The organism is Achromobacter sp. FW305-C-30-7 (genome assembly GCF_058783105.1).
The window spans coordinates 894,426-908,748 of record NZ_JBYSYI010000001.1 but is presented as its reverse complement, the minus strand read 5'-3'; the positions used below and the strand labels follow the sequence as shown (position 1 = coordinate 908,748).

The 14,323-nt window shown below is 65.3% G+C and carries 11 protein-coding genes; 6 read left to right on the top strand and 5 right to left on the bottom strand.

Features of this window, described 5'->3' with window-relative positions; translation table 11 throughout:
* From AC3WOB_RS04195 to coq7, 4 genes are all read right to left on the bottom strand, one after another.
* Complete coding sequence (locus AC3WOB_RS04195; RefSeq protein WP_492274282.1) at positions 1–1,026, bottom strand: SDR family oxidoreductase; 1,026 nt, start codon at positions 1,024–1,026, stop codon at positions 1–3.
* Positions 1,027–1,035: 9 nt separating this feature from the next.
* Complete coding sequence (tviB, locus tag AC3WOB_RS04190; protein WP_013396214.1) at positions 1,036–2,313, bottom strand: Vi polysaccharide biosynthesis UDP-N-acetylglucosamine C-6 dehydrogenase TviB; 1,278 nt, start codon at positions 2,311–2,313, stop codon at positions 1,036–1,038.
* Between the two features lie 103 nt (positions 2,314–2,416).
* Positions 2,417–3,523 (bottom strand): MraY family glycosyltransferase, encoded by a 1,107-nt coding sequence (locus AC3WOB_RS04185; RefSeq protein ID WP_013396215.1) that lies wholly within the window; start codon positions 3,521–3,523, stop codon positions 2,417–2,419.
* A gap of 779 nt (positions 3,524–4,302) precedes the next feature.
* Complete coding sequence (coq7, locus tag AC3WOB_RS04180; RefSeq protein ID WP_013396216.1) at positions 4,303–4,980, bottom strand: 2-polyprenyl-3-methyl-6-methoxy-1,4-benzoquinone monooxygenase; 678 nt, start codon at positions 4,978–4,980, stop codon at positions 4,303–4,305.
* 122 nt (positions 4,981–5,102) lie between these two features.
* On the opposite strand from coq7, the gene AC3WOB_RS04175 reads away from it, so the two are divergent.
* The 4 genes from AC3WOB_RS04175 to AC3WOB_RS04160 all read left to right on the top strand — a co-directional run bounded on the left by AC3WOB_RS04175 (position 5,103) and on the right by AC3WOB_RS04160 (position 9,620).
* A complete protein-coding gene (locus AC3WOB_RS04175) occupies positions 5,103–5,546 on the top strand; it encodes an OsmC family protein (RefSeq protein ID WP_013396217.1) in 444 nt (147 codons plus the stop codon).
* A 110-nt stretch (positions 5,547–5,656) separates the two neighbouring features.
* Positions 5,657–6,628 carry a thymidylate synthase gene (locus AC3WOB_RS04170; protein WP_013396218.1) on the top strand — a complete coding sequence of 324 codons (972 nt, stop codon included), beginning with the start codon at positions 5,657–5,659 and terminating at the stop codon, positions 6,626–6,628.
* A gap of 358 nt (positions 6,629–6,986) precedes the next feature.
* A complete protein-coding gene (locus AC3WOB_RS04165) occupies positions 6,987–9,050 on the top strand; it encodes a putative bifunctional diguanylate cyclase/phosphodiesterase (protein WP_492274281.1) in 2,064 nt (687 codons plus the stop codon).
* 84 nt (positions 9,051–9,134) lie between these two features.
* Complete coding sequence (locus AC3WOB_RS04160) at positions 9,135–9,620, top strand: dihydrofolate reductase (protein ID WP_492274280.1); 486 nt, start codon at positions 9,135–9,137, stop codon at positions 9,618–9,620.
* Position 9,621: 1 nt separating this feature from the next.
* Here the strand turns inward: AC3WOB_RS04160 and AC3WOB_RS04155 are convergent, their stop codons facing one another.
* Positions 9,622–11,049: an aminotransferase-like domain-containing protein gene (locus AC3WOB_RS04155; protein WP_492274279.1), complete on the bottom strand. Its 1,428-nt coding sequence runs from the start codon at positions 11,047–11,049 to the stop codon at positions 9,622–9,624.
* Positions 11,050–11,210: 161 nt separating this feature from the next.
* Between AC3WOB_RS04155 and aptA the strand changes: the two genes are divergently transcribed.
* Together aptA and AC3WOB_RS04145 are read left to right on the top strand one after the other, a co-directional pair.
* The gene (aptA, locus tag AC3WOB_RS04150; protein ID WP_492274278.1) at positions 11,211–12,536 is read left to right on the top strand and encodes an omega-aminotransferase AptA; all 1,326 of its coding nucleotides are present in this window, start codon (positions 11,211–11,213) and stop codon (positions 12,534–12,536) included.
* A 94-nt stretch (positions 12,537–12,630) separates the two neighbouring features.
* Positions 12,631–14,124 carry a CoA-acylating methylmalonate-semialdehyde dehydrogenase gene (locus AC3WOB_RS04145; protein ID WP_207472473.1) on the top strand — a complete coding sequence of 498 codons (1,494 nt, stop codon included), beginning with the start codon at positions 12,631–12,633 and terminating at the stop codon, positions 14,122–14,124.
* Positions 14,125–14,323: the final 199 nt, after the last annotated feature.

Genomic DNA, 14,323 nt, shown 5'->3' with positions numbered 1-14,323 from the left:
TCAACGCAGGAATTGCGTGTACCAGGGCATGGCCACTTCCAGGCCTTGCAGCACGGTGTGCGTCGGCTCGTAGCCCAGCAGCCGGCCGGCCTTGCTGACGTCGGCCTGCGAGTGGCGCACATCGCCCGCGCGGAAATCGGCGTAGACCGGTTTCTTGCCGTAGGCCACGCCCTGAGTGCCCAGCGTCTGTACCAAAAAACCGAAGAGCTGGTTCAAGGTGCTGCGGCCGCTGACCGCAACGTTGTAGACCTGATTGCGACCCTCCGGCGCGGCCATGGCCGCAAGGATATTGGCCTGCACCGCGTTTTCCACGAAGCAGAAATCGCGGCTGGTCTCACCGTCGCCGTTGATGGTGACGTCCTCGTTCTGGATCATCGCAGCCGTCCACTTGGGGATCACGGCTGCGTAAGCGCCATTGGGGTTCTGACGCTTGCCGAACACGTTGAAATAGCGCAGGCCCACCGTTTCGAAACCATACGAGCGCGCGAACACGTCCGCGTAGAGCTCGTTGACGTACTTGGTGACCGCGTAGGGCGAAAGGGGCTTGCCGATGTTTTCCTCGACCTTGGGCAGCGCGGGATGGTCGCCGTAGGTCGAGCTGGAGGCTGCGTAGACAAAGGATTTGACTTCCTCGTCGCGCGCCGCCACCAGCATGTTCAGGAAACCGCCGATGTTCACCTCGTTGGTCGTGATCGGATCCTTCAGCGAACGCGGCACCGAGCCCAGCGCGGCCTGGTGCAGCACGAACTCCACCCCCTGCACCGCGCGACGGCAAGCTTCCAGGTCGCGGATATCGCCCTCGATGAAAGTGAACCGCGCCCACTGCTCGGGCGTGACAGAATCACGCACTTCGTCCAGGTTATGCTGGAAACCCGTCGCGAAGTTGTCCAGGCCGGTCACGGTCTGGCCCAGCTTCAGCAGCGTTTCCAGCAGGTTCGAACCGATGAAGCCGGCGCAGCCGGTCACCAGCCACTTGCGCGGCGCAGACGAGAGTTCCTTCTTGGCAGTCTCAAAGCGGGAAGTCATGGTCGCTCCTTACAGGCGCAGATCCGATTCATCGGGCGACAGCACATACTTCAGGTCATAGAGGATATGCTCCGGCTTGCCCAGCTTGCGGATGCCGGTCGCGCCCATTTCGGTGAATTGATGATGCGCCACGCCGAGGATGACAGCGTCGTACTTGCCCTCTTCGAGGTTGGCCACCGGCGTGATGCCATATTCGTGTACGGCCTCTTCCGGATCGACCCATGGATCGTATACGTCAACCGCCACGTTGTAATCGCCCAGTTCCTTCACGATGTCGACAATGCGCGTATTGCGCAGGTCCGGGCAGTTTTCCTTGAATGCCAGGCCCATGACCAGCACGCGGGCGCCCTGCACGTGGATGCGGCGCTTGGTCATGGCCTTGACCAGCTGCGACACCACATATCCGCCCATGGAGTCGTTCAGGCGGCGGCCAGCCAGGATGATCTCCGGGTGGTAGCCGATGGATTGCGCCTTGTGAGTCAGGTAGTACGGATCCACGCCAATGCAGTGGCCGCCCACCAGGCCCGGACGGAACGGCAGGAAGTTCCACTTGGTGCCCGCCGCCTGCAGCACAGCCTCGGTATCGATGCCCATCTTGTTGAAGATCAGGGCGAGCTCATTGATCAGCGCGATGTTCACGTCGCGCTGCGTGTTCTCGATCACCTTGGCAGCCTCGGCCACGCGGATGCTGGACGCCTTGTGCGTGCCGGCGACAATGATCTGCTGATACAGCTGGTCAACCAGTTCGGCGACTTCGGGCGTGGAGCCAGAGGTGACTTTTTTAATGGTGCTGACGCGATGCGCCTTGTCGCCCGGATTGATGCGCTCGGGGCTGTAGCCGGCATAGAAGTCCACGTTGAACTTCAGGCCCGACACGCGCTCCAGCACCGGCACGCAGTCTTCTTCCGTGGCGCCCGGGTAGACGGTGGACTCATAGATGACGATGTCGCCGCGCTTGAGGACCGCGCCGATGGTTTCGCTGGCCTTTACCAGCGGGGTCAAGTCCGGTTGCTTGTATTCGTCGATAGGCGTCGGAACAGTCACGATGTAAACGTTGGCCTGCCCCAGCACGGCGCGGTCGGCCGTGTAGCTCAGCTGGGTAGCTTCCTTCAGTTCTTCGTCGCTGACTTCCAGTGTGTGATCATGACCCGCCTTGAGCGCGTCGATGCGGCGCGTATTGATATCGAATCCGATGACCGAACGCTTCTTGCCGAACTCCACCGCCAGGGGCAGGCCGACATAGCCCAGGCCGACAACAGCGAGTTTCACATCTTGAATTCGCAACATAACTCTCCCTTCGCCGCAGAACGACTACGGCATTTTCAAAAATAGTCGGGTAACAGGATAGATAACCGGGCCCCGGGCGGCATGCTTGCCCGGGCGCCCAAAACTAATCGGAAGTCCGCAAAACGGAGGGCAGCAGCAGCCAGCCCGGCCGCCGCCAGGACACCAGCCGCGAATACAGCCAGATATAGACGGCGGCGAACACCACCAGGCTGGCGCACAGCGCCCAGGCGTTGTCCCACCAGATGGTGGCGGGCACCAGGCCGATCAGGGCCAGCACCCACATGTAAGGCGAGGCCAGCGCATTGCACAAGGCCGGCACCGCATGCCGCCGGCCCCGGCTGAACGTGACCCGGACCAGGCGGCGGAACACCAGCTGATGCAAGTGCAGCGCATCCGGCTGATCCACCGGCACGCCACGCTTGAAACGGCGGCGCCAGATCGAGAAGCCGGTTTCAAAGACGGGGTAGAACAGCACCGCCAGGGCATAGAACGGCGACACCGAGGGATTGCGCACTACCAGCAATACTGCCAGTTCGGCCAGCATGAAGCCCAGGAAGTACGCGCCGCCGTCGCCCAGGAACACGCGCCCGAACGGGAAATTCCACACCAGGAAGCCCAACGTGGCCGAGGCCAGGGCCGCCGCCACCAGGAAAATCGGCACGTCGCCTACCTGCAGCGCCACCAGGCTGATCGATACGGCCATCAGCGTGGCCACCATGCCTGCCAGGCCGTTCATGCCATCAACGATATTCAGCGCATGCGTACAGCCGCCCACCGCGAACATGGTGAACAGCAGCGACACCGGCCAGAAGGACAGCACGTAATCCACCGGCGCCATGCCGACGCGGCTGACGCCGCCCAGCAGCCACCAGGCGATCGCGGCCGACAGGAAGGCCGCGAGCAGGCGCTTGCTGGCGCCGATGTCCTTGGTGATGTCTTCGAGCAGGCCGGCGACGAACACAGGCAGCGCCGCGACGAACAGCGCGGGCCACAGCCAAGTCAGCGTCATGTTGCTGGGTCCGAGGACCAGCAGGCCCGCCAGCGTGCCCGCAAGCACGGCCAGACCGCCAACGCGGGGCGTGGCGCGGGAATGGTTGGCTTGGGGTTTATTGAGGTCACTGTCGCCGGTAAAGGCGCCATGCCAGCGCTCCGACGCCACGATGAGTCCCCCCACCATGAATGCGACCACGCAAATGTACAGCCAGGTCACCGAATCACCTCTGGTTGGTCTATCGAGACAGGCCCGCCATTATCGGGGGCAGGTGTAACGCCCATATATGGGAGGAATAAGGAAGTGCAATTCACCGGCACAGAACGTAACGCCTGGCGCCTTGCCGTCGTGGCCGCGCCCGGCTCGCCATCTGACTGGACCGGCAAGGCGAAACCGCATAGGCGCGGAAATAGGGGGTTCATAAAATGATTGTAGAACTTTCCGTCTGTACGCACGCGAAAAATCCGAGGGAAAACGCGAAGATCCCCCTATGACGGAACCGCCGCGCAAGCGTATGGCCCATGCTTCGCCCCGCTTAAATGGGGACGCATTTGAAATGCCGAAAAAAAAGCCCGAGATCGTAAGATCTCGGGCTAAATCCACCAAAGGAGGAGGGTGGAGGAGACAACCGTGGCATGTTGGGAGCTGGCCTGCTGCTCGCTACGCTTCCGGGGTTTTGCACCGCGCCGACTGCGTTTCAACATCCGATGAGTGAATAGTACCGAGGTTTTTTGTGCGATGCAAGAATTTTTTTAGCCTGCCGCACGAGAGATTTCTTGCGTTGCATTTTTGCCGCAAAACCTGATGCACCTGCCTGGAAACCCGCGCCAATCAATGTCCGTTCCAAAAACAGGGTTTCTGCCGAATGGGTAAACCCGCCCGGGGCTTACCCTAGCCAGCACCGGGTAATCCCGCTCTGGCTTTCGCACCGAAATGGTGCGCCCGGCACCAACTTGCAGCTATTTTTGCGCATTGCAACATTTTACCTGCCGAGCCGTTCAAACCCAGTAGGCCGTGGTCGTCATGACCTTGGACATGGCGCGCATTGCAGCTTTCACCGGGGCTGGCAGCGGTACGCCTCCGGCCGCTTCCGCGCTGGCGCGATGCTGCGCCTCGTCCTCTTTCATCTTCTGGACGATCTGGCGCGAGCGCTCGTCCTGCACCGGCAAGGTGCGCAGATGTTCTTCCAGATGGGCTTCAACCTGCTTTTCGGTTTCCGCCATGAAACCCAGGTTGCGCGGCACGCCGGCATAGCTGGCCAGCACGCCCAGCGCGAACGAGCCGGCGTACCAGACCGGGTTCAGCAGACTGGGACGGCTGCCCAGTTCGGTCAGCCGCTGATTGCACCAGGCCAGATGATCCACTTCCTCGGACGCGGCATTCAGCAGCAGCGCCCGCGGTGCCGGTTCGCGGCAGACCGAGGCCTGCCCCCGGTACAGCGCCTGGGCGCAGACCTCGCCCACATGGTTCACGCGCATCAGCCCGGCCGCGTGGCGTTTTTCCTGGGCCGACAGGGCCTGCGGCGCCTCGTCGGCGGTGGCCGGATAGGGGCGGCCAGCCGTGGCGCTGCCGGACAGCACGCGCAACGCGCGGTCAGCCTCGGCCAGCAAGGCATCCACGGGGCTGATGCGGCGCAGGAAGGAAACGGGGCTGGGGCGGGACAGAGCGGTGGACATGGGCAACTCCTCGGCAAGGCAGGCGCGCACGCCCCTGATGCGGGGCGGGGCTCTCATGCCCGGAATTGTACGCAACAGGTATCATCAGCCATTGACAGCGCTCAAGCTCAAGGACACGACAAATGGAATGCACGATCGACTGGGGCGGCCCGAACGGCATGCTCTTCACCGCCAGCACCGGCAGTGGCCACGTGGCCGTCATGGACGGCGCCGTGGACGGCGGCGGGCACAACCTCGCCCCCCGCCCCATGGAAATGCTGCTGGCCGGCACCGGCGGCTGCACTGCGTACGACGTGGTGCTGATCCTCAAGCGCGGACGCCACGCCGTCAGCGGCTGCAGCGTCAAGCTCCAGGCCGATCGCGCCGATGCCGACCCCAAAGTCTTCACCCGCATCCATTTCGCCTTCACCGTCACCGGCCGCAATCTGCCGCGCGCCGCGGTGGAGCGCGCGGTGCAGCTGTCGCATGAGAAATACTGCTCGGCCTCGGCCATGCTGGAAAAAACCGCGGCGCTGACCTTCTCGGTCGAGATCGTCGACACGCAGGAAGCGCCCGCCGCCGCCTGAACCGCGCCCGCGTGGTGTAATTCGTCTATCCCTAACTTATAAGAGCCGCCGCGACCCACTCGCGGCGGCTGTTTGCGTCACCCGCCGGGCGAGCGTGCGCAAGGACCGCCATGAAACAATACCTGGACCTCGTTCAATCCATCCTGGACACCGGCGCGTGGCAGGAAAACCGCACGGGCATACGCACCCTGAGCATGCCGGGCGCATCGCTGCGCTTCGACCTGCAAAAGGGCTTTCCCGCGGTGACCACCAAGAAGCTGGCGTTCAAGTCCGCCATCGGCGAAATGGTCGGCTTCCTGCGCGCCTCGCGCAGCGCGGCGGAATTCCGCGAGCTCGGCTGCAAGGTCTGGGACCAGAACGCCAACGAAAACAGCCAGTGGCTGGCCAATCCGTACCGCGAAGGACCCGACGACCTGGGGCCGGTCTACGGGGTGCAATGGCGCCAGTGGCCGGCCTACAAGATGCTCGACGCCAGTCGCCCGGCGCAAATCGCCGACGCCCTGTCGCGCGGCTACGCCCAGGTGGCCGAGCTGGAGGAAGGCGGCGTGCCTAAGGTGCTGCTCTACAAGGCGGTGGACCAACTGCGCCAATGCCTGGACACCATCCATGAGCGTCCCGGCGACCGCCGCATCCTGTTCCATGGCTGGAACTGGGCGCAGATCGAGGAAATGGCGCTGCCGCCCTGCCACCTGCTCTACCAATTCCTGCCGAACGCGACGACCCGCGAAATATCGTTGTGCCTGTACATCCGCTCCAACGATGTCGGTCTGGGCACGCCGTTCAACCTCACCGAGGGCGCGGCCCTGCTGCATCTGGTCGGCCGGCTGACCGGCTACACGCCGCGCTGGTTCACCTACTTCATCGGCGACGCGCACATCTACGAGAACCATCTGCCGATGCTGCGCGAACAGCTCACGCGCGAGCCCTACGAGGCGCCCACCCTGGTCCTGTCGGACCGCATCCCCGATTTCGCGGTCACCGGGCGCTACGAACCCGAATGGCTCGAGAAGGTGGAACCGGGCGACTTCTCGCTGTCCGGCTATACCCATCACGCCCCCCTCACCGCCGCCATGGCCGTATAAAACGCCCCGCCTGCGCAACCCAGGGCGGCAGGTGAAGATTGGTGAGCTTCTAGAAGCGCGTTTTCGGTATAACCCATCCCTTAGCCATGGACGTGTGTCCAGAAATTCCCGCGCGCCATTGCTTCCGACCGGCACCAGCCAGGCCGTGCCGGTCGCTCGCCGCGAAACCGGGCAATCCGCCCGGCAGCGCCGTCCGCCGGCGTTGCTCAGCCGCCCCCTTCTCAAGAAAGAGAGCACGTGCATCACCAGCGTCGTCCGCCGGATTTTGTCTTGCGACCGACTTGCAACCATAGACTACCAATTGATTTGATATGAAGCCCGCGCGGCGGCAGTATGCGCCAAGGACAGGACCCCACAAATGCTCGTCGGAACGTATAACCCTTCGCTCGTCCTCGTATCTCTAGGAGTCGCCATCCTGGCGTCGTACACGGCGTTGGGCATGGCCAATCGCGTCAGGGCCTCGAACGGGTTGCCCAGCGCGCGCTACTGGCTGGCGGGCGGCGCTTTCGCGATGGGCGTGGGCATCTGGTCCATGCATTTCGTCGGCATGCTGGCCTTCAGCCTGCCCATTGCCATGGGCTATGACTTACCCCTGACTGTCCTGTCGCTGGTCATCGCCATCGGCTGCTCTGCCTTCGCCTTGTGGACCGTGAGCAAGGACGAGTTGCCGCGGCGGCGGCTGATGATCGGCGCCCTGCTCATGGGCGCCGGCATCGCAGCCATGCACTACCTGGGCATGGCCGCCATGCTCATGGAACCGGGCATCGTCTACGACGCCAAGTGGTTCGCGCTATCCATCGTGATTGCCGTTGCCGCCTCCGGCGCGGCGCTGTGGATCACCTATCGCCTGCGCCACGGCGGTCCCCGCGTGGCCTGGTCGCGGCCGCTGGCGGCGGTGATCATGGGCATCGCCATCGTCGGCATGCACTACACCGGCATGGCCGCCGCCGGCTTCCCCGCCGGCAGCATCTGCATGGCGGCCAATAGCGGCATCTCGGCCGGCTGGCTGGCCATCGCCGTCACAGCGGTGACCTTGAGCGTGCTGGCCATCGCCCTGCTGGTCGCGGTGCTGGACAACCGGCTGGAAGCGCGCACATCGGCCCTGGCGTCCTCGCTGGCCGAAGCCAATGAAGAGCTGGTGCAACTGGCGCTGCACGACACGCTGACCAAACTGCCCAACCGCATCCTGCTGGAAGACCGGCTGGAGCAGGCGATAGAAAGCGCGACCCGGCGCAAGGGTTACTTCGCGGTGCTGTTCTTCGATCTGGATGGCTTCAAGGCGGTCAACGACGCCTACGGGCACCACACCGGCGACGCGCTGCTGATCGACCTGGCGCAGCGCATCCGCCTGACGCTGCGCACCCAGGACACGGTGGCGCGCCTGGGCGGGGACGAGTTCATTGTGCTGAGCGAAGTGGTCGAGCCCACGGACGCGGCCAACGTGGCCGACCGCCTGATCGAGGCCATCGCCCGGCCGGTCACGGTCTACGGGCATGAGGTCATGGTGACCTCCAGCGTGGGCATCGCCATCTATCCCAACAACGGCCAGGATACGCATGCCCTGCTGACCAACGCCGATGCGGCGATGTACCACGCCAAACGCCTGGGCGGCACCGGCTACAGCTTCTTCGAACCGTCCATGAACGCGGACGCGCATGAGCAGATCGAATTGCTGCACGACCTGCGCCTGGCGCAGGAACGCAACCAGCTCGTCCTGCATTACCAGCCCAAGTACGAAGCGCCCGCCGGCCCCATCATCGGCGCCGAGGCCCTGCTGCGCTGGAACCATCCGACGCGCGGCCTGGTGGGCCCGGACCAGTTCATCCCCACGGCGGAAAAGACCGGCCTGATCCTGTCCATCGGCGAATGGGTGATCAACGAGGCCTGCCGCCAGATGCGGGAATGGATCAACGCCGGCCAGGGCCACTGGACCGTCGCCGTCAATATTTCGGCTCTGCAGTTCGCCCACGCCAGTCTGGTGGAAACGGTGCGTTCGGCCCTGGAACGCCACGGCGTTCCGCCGGCCTGCCTGACCCTGGAAGTGACCGAATCCACCGCCATGCGCGACGCCGAGGCCAGCCTGGCGGTGCTCAAGCGCCTGTCGAACCTGGGCGTGACGATTTCCATCGACGACTTCGGCACCGGCTATTCCAGCCTGCTCTACCTGAAGCGCTTGCCGGCTACCGAACTGAAGATCGACCGCGGTTTCGTCAACCAACTGGAAAACGACAACGAGGACGCCGCCATCGTGTCGGCCATCGTCGCGCTGGCGCAGCAACTGAACCTGCGCATCGTGGCCGAAGGCGTGGAAACGCCGGCGCAGCAGAAATTCCTGACCGGCCTGGGCTGCGATTCACTGCAGGGCTTCCTGCTGGGCAAACCCATGCCCGCCACCGAATTCCTGGAACACGCGGTCGACTGAGGCAGCCAGCGCGGCGCAGGCCGCCGCGCAAATTTGCTACGCTTGCCGTAGCCAACCGGCCGAACCTCTACCGTCCCGACCCGCATGCCCGCCAGCCTTACCCTCATCGTCGCCTATTCCGCCAATCGCGTCATCGGACGCGACAACGCCCTGCCCTGGAAACTGCCGGGCGATCTGGCGCACTTCAAGCGCAGCACCCTCGGCCATCCCATCATCATGGGCCGCAAGACCTGGGACTCGCTGGGCCGGCCGCTGCCTGGCCGCAGCAATATCGTGATCAGCCGCAATCCGGATTTCAACGCCGCGGGCGCCATCGTGGTCCCATCGCTGGAGGCTGCCATCCAGGCCTGCGGCGACATCGACGCGGCCTTTGTCATAGGCGGCGCGCAGATCTACGCGCAGGCCCTGCCCCTGGCCCGGCGCGTCCTGGCCACCGAAGTCCGCGCCGAGGTCGAAGGCGATGCCTTCTTCCCGCTGCTGCCCGCCTTCCAATGGCAGGAAACGGCGCGCGAAGCACAGCCGGCAGAAAACGGCTACGAATACGATTTCGTGACTTACGAGCGGCAGTGACTCAGGCCGCCGCTCCAGCATTGCGCATGAAGCGCCAGAGGGCGGGCGCCTCCGAATAGGCCACGTTGAAGCGCACCCAGGGGGTATCGGCCTCGTCAGCCTCGAAATAGGAACCGGGCGCCAGCCAGATGCCATCCTTGAGCGCCAGTTCCGCCAAGCCATTGGCGCCACGCTGGCGCCATTCTCCCGCCACCTTGGCCCACAGGAACAGGCCGCCCTGTGGCCTTCCGTAGATCTCGAAGCCGTGCTGCGCCATCAGCTCGGCCACGCCCGCATGAGCCTCTGCCAGGCGCTCCCGGGTGCGGGCGATATGGGCGCGGTAACGGCCCTCGCGGATGACCTGGTGCACGATGCGCTCCATGATCTCCGGCGAGGTCAGGCCCACCGCCATCTTGGTGCGCGCGATATCGCGCGCCAGATCGCGGTGCGCCACCACATAGCCCACCCGCACCGACGGACTGATGACCTTGGAGTAGCCGCCCAGGTAGACCACGCGCCGCGCCCCGTCCAGGGCGGCCAGCATGGGCGTCACGCCGGGCGCGAGTTCGCGCGAGATATCGTCTTCCACCACCCACAGGCCATGCCGCTCGGCCGCCTGCAGGATGCGGAAGGCATTGGCCATGCTGATGCTGGCGCCCGACGGATTCTGCAAGGCGGTGTTGACGACCAGGGCCCGCGGCCGGTGGCGCGCCACCACCGCTTCCAGCGCCTCGCAGTCCAGCCCATCCAAGGTGCGCGGCACGGGCACCGCGCGCAAACCGGCCAGGCGCAACATCTGCAGCAGGTTGGCATAGGCGGGCTGCTCCACCACCACCGTGTCGCCCGGCCGCAGCAAGGTGCGTATCACCATGTCCAGCCCGTGCGTCACGCCCTGGGTCAGCACGACCTGCGAGGCCTCGACCTCCATGCCCTGCGCGCTCAGGCTGGCCGCGATGGTCTCGCGCAGCGGCGCATAGCCGTAGGGATGGCCGTAATTCGCAATGCGCATGGCCGGCACCCGCCCCATGTGGCGCAAGGCCATGTGCAGCCCTTCTTCGTTCAGCCATTCGCCCGGCAGCCAGCCGCAGCCCGATTTGATGGGGATGGAATGGTCCGCGAAGATATCCGACAGCAGCCAGCCAGCGTTCAGGCGCGGCGGCTCCCAGGACGGCGGCTGGCTCGGACGTGCCGGCGCGTCCGGCGTCGCGACCCGATAGCCCGCGCCCGGCCGCGCCGCCAGCCAGCCCAGCGATACCAGGCGGCTATAGGCGCTGGCCACCGTGAAGGTGCTGACCTCGTACAGGCGCGCGAACTCGCGCACCGAAGGTAGGGACATACCCGGACGCAGGGTCTGTTCTTCGATGGCGCGCAGGATGGCTGCAACCAGCTGCTCGACCAGGGTCGGCGCCTGTCCGCGGCCACGGGCGCGGTTTGGCTGAAAATCGATCACGGCATTAACTGTACAGTTGTGTCGCTGATAACTATACAGTTAGCCGCATTTGCGCGGATCGTATATTTTCATTCCCCTGCGGACGCACCAGAATCATTTCAATCCCGCTGGCTGCACACCCGTCGCCCAAGTCCAGCGCTTGTCCGTCCCCTGGAGCCGCCATGAACGCCCCCGACAAACTGCCCGACCTGTCCCACCTCTGGATGCCCTTCACGGCCAACAAGCAGTTCAAGGCCCATCCGCGCATGCTGGCGACCGCCAAGGGCATGTACTACACCTCGACCGACGGCCGCCAGATCCTGGACGGCACCGCCGGCCTGTGGTGCGTCAACGCCGGCCACGGCCGCGAGGAAATCGTCGCCGCGATCTCCCGCCAGGCGGGCGTGATGGACTACGCGCCAGGCTTCCAGGTGGGCCACCCGCTGGCCTTCGAAGCCGCCACCGCCGTCGCCGGCATGATGCCCCAGGGCCTGGACCGGGTCTTCTTCACGAACTCGGGTTCCGAATCCGTCGACACCTGCCTGAAGATCGCCCTGGCCTATCACCGCGCCCGCGGCGAAGGCCAGCGCACCCGCCTGATCGGCCGCGAACGCGGCTACCACGGGGTGGGCTTCGGCGGCATTTCGGTCGGCGGCATCTCGACCAACCGCAAGACCTTCTCCGGCGCGCTGCTGCCCGCCGTGGATCATTTGCCGCACACCCACAACATCGAGCAGAACGCCTATTCCAAGGGCCAGCCGGCCTGGGGCGCGCACCTGGCCGATGAACTCGAGCGCATCGTCGCCCTGCACGATCCCTCCACCATCGCCGCGGTCATCGTCGAACCCATGGCAGGCTCGACCGGCGTGCTGATTCCGCCCAAGGGCTATCTGGAAAAGCTGCGCGAGATCACCTCCAAGCACGGCATCCTGCTGATCTTCGACGAAGTCATCACCGCCTACGGCCGCCTGGGCGCCGCCACGGCATCCGAATTCTTCGGCGTCACGCCGGACATCATCGCCATGGCCAAGGGCGTGAGCAACGCCGCGGTGCCGGCCGGCGCCGTCGCGGTCAAGCGCGAAGTGCATGACGCCATCGTCAACGGCCCCGCCGGCGGCATCGAGTTCTTCCACGGCTACACCTATTCGGCGCACCCGCTCGCGGCCGCGGCCATCCTGGCCACGCTGGACATCTATCGCCGCGAAGACCTGTTCGGCCGCGCCCGCAAGCTGTCCGGCGCCTTCCAGGAAGCCGCCCACGGCCTGAAGGGCGCGCCGCACGTCATCGACGTGCGCAACCTGGGCCTGGTTTGCGGCATCGAGCTGGCGCCGCGCGCGGGCGCTCCCGGCGCACGTGCCGCCGAAGTGTTCCAGAAGTGCTTCGACAGCGGCTTGATGGTGCGCTACACCGGTGACATCATCGCGATCTCGCCCCCGCTGATCATCGAAGAAGCCCAGATCGGCCAGATCTTCGAACAGATCGGCAAGGTACTGAAAGAACTCGCCTGATACTGCGCCGCCCCGCGAGGGGCGGCATCTCGCCAGGGCGGCCCCAGGCCGCCCTCCGGCATTTTTCCAAGCCCCGGATTCGAGCGTTCGACCCATGAAGAAAATCCCCCATTTCATCAACGGCCAGCACTACGACGGCCGCAGCAACCGCTACGCCGACGGCTTCAACCCCGCCACCGGCGAAGTCACCTCCTCCATTCCGCTGGCGTCCAACGAAGAAGTGGCGCTGGCCGTGGCCGCCGCCCGCGCCGCCTTTCCGGCCTGGTCCGAAACGCCCGCGCTCAAGCGCGCGCGCATCCTGTTCAATTTCAAGGCGCTGCTGGACAAGCACCAGGACGAACTGGCCGAGCTGATCACGCGCGAACACGGCAAGGTCTTTTCCGACGCCAAGGGCGAAGTCACGCGCGGCATCGAAATCGTCGAATTCGCCTGCGGCATTCCGCAGTTGATGAAGGGCCAGTACTCCGACCAGATCGGCGGCGGCATCGACAACTGGAGCATGCGCCAGGCGCTGGGCGTGGTGGCCGGCATCACGCCGTTCAACTTCCCCATGATGGTGCCGTGCTGGATGTTCCCGGTCGCCATCGCCTGCGGCAACACCTTTGTGCTCAAGCCTTCCGAGCGCGATCCCTCGGCCTCGCTGCGCCTGGCTGAACTGCTGGCCGAGGCCGGCCTGCCCGCAGGCGTATTCAACGTCGTGCATGGCGACAAGCAGGCAGTGGACGCGCTGATCGCGCACCCGGACGTCGAAGCCCTGTCCTTTGTCGGCTCGACCCCCATCGCCGAGTACATCTACGCCGAAGGCACCCGCCGCGGCAAGCGCGTGCAGGCGCTGGGCGGCGCCAAGAACCACATGGTGATCATGCCCGACGCCGACCTGGACCAGGTCACCGACGCCCTGATGGGCGCGGCCTACGGCTCGGCCGGCGAGCGCTGCATGGCCATCTCGGTGGCCGTGGCGGTGGGCGACGTGGCCGACAAGGTGGTCGAGCGCCTGACGCCGCGCGTCAAGGCGCTGGTGGTCAAGGACGGCATGCAGGGCGACGCTGAAATGGGTCCGCTTGTCACCTCGCAGCATCGCAACAAGGTCGTGGGCTACATCGAGGACGGCATCGCCGCGGGCGCCACGCTGGTGGCCGATGGCCGCGGCCTGCAGGTGCCGGGCAACGAAAAGGGCTTTTTCCTGGGCGGCACGCTGTTCGACAACGTCAAGCCCGCCATGAACATCTACCGCGAAGAAATCTTCGGGCCGGTGCTGTGCGTGGTGCGCGTGCCGGACTTTGCATCGGCCGTGGCATTGATCAACGCCCATGAGTTCGGCAATGGCGTGGCCTGCTTCACGTCCGACGGCGGCGTGGCGCGCGCCTTCGCCCGCCAGATCAAGGTCGGCATGGTCGGCATCAACGTGCCCATTCCCGTGCCTATGGCCTGGCACTCCTTTGGCGGCTGGAAGCGTTCGCTGTTCGGCGACCATCACGCCTACGGCGAAGAAGGCATCCGCTTCTATTCGCGCTACAAGAGCGTGATGCAGCGCTGGCCGGACAGCATCGCCAAGGGCGCGGAATTCACGATGCCAGTGGCTGAGTGAGGGTCCCCCCCCGAAGCGCTGCGCGCTTCCCCCCCAGGGGGGCATGCCTGCGGACCGGCGGAGCCCGGATCCGCGGCATCCCGATTGGGTGCGAAGAGCCGGCTTCGTGGCATCACGATGGAGCGCGCAGAGCCGGATCCGCGCGACCCGGCTTGGGGGACGTTTTGCCTGATTGCGGCGTTGTGCCTGTTTTCGTTGC

Bases quoted from the DNA above. Each gene is read 5' to 3' on its own strand.
- AC3WOB_RS04175 (WP_013396217.1), top strand. From the start codon at position 5,103: ATGGAATGCACGATCGACTGGGGCGGCCCGAACGGCATGCTCTTCACC.
- tviB (WP_013396214.1), bottom strand. From the start codon at position 2,313: ATGTTGCGAATTCAAGATGTGAAACTCGCTGTTGTCGGCCTGGGCTAT.
- AC3WOB_RS04160 (WP_492274280.1), top strand. From the start codon at position 9,135: ATGCCCGCCAGCCTTACCCTCATCGTCGCCTATTCCGCCAATCGCGTC.
- AC3WOB_RS04170 (WP_013396218.1), top strand. From the start codon at position 5,657: ATGAAACAATACCTGGACCTCGTTCAATCCATCCTGGACACCGGCGCG.
- AC3WOB_RS04165 (WP_492274281.1), top strand. From the start codon at position 6,987: ATGCTCGTCGGAACGTATAACCCTTCGCTCGTCCTCGTATCTCTAGGA.
- coq7 (WP_013396216.1), bottom strand. From the start codon at position 4,980: ATGTCCACCGCTCTGTCCCGCCCCAGCCCCGTTTCCTTCCTGCGCCGC.
- AC3WOB_RS04145 (WP_207472473.1), top strand. From the start codon at position 12,631: ATGAAGAAAATCCCCCATTTCATCAACGGCCAGCACTACGACGGCCGC.
- AC3WOB_RS04195 (WP_492274282.1), bottom strand. From the start codon at position 1,026: ATGACTTCCCGCTTTGAGACTGCCAAGAAGGAACTCTCGTCTGCGCCG.
- aptA (WP_492274278.1), top strand. From the start codon at position 11,211: ATGAACGCCCCCGACAAACTGCCCGACCTGTCCCACCTCTGGATGCCC.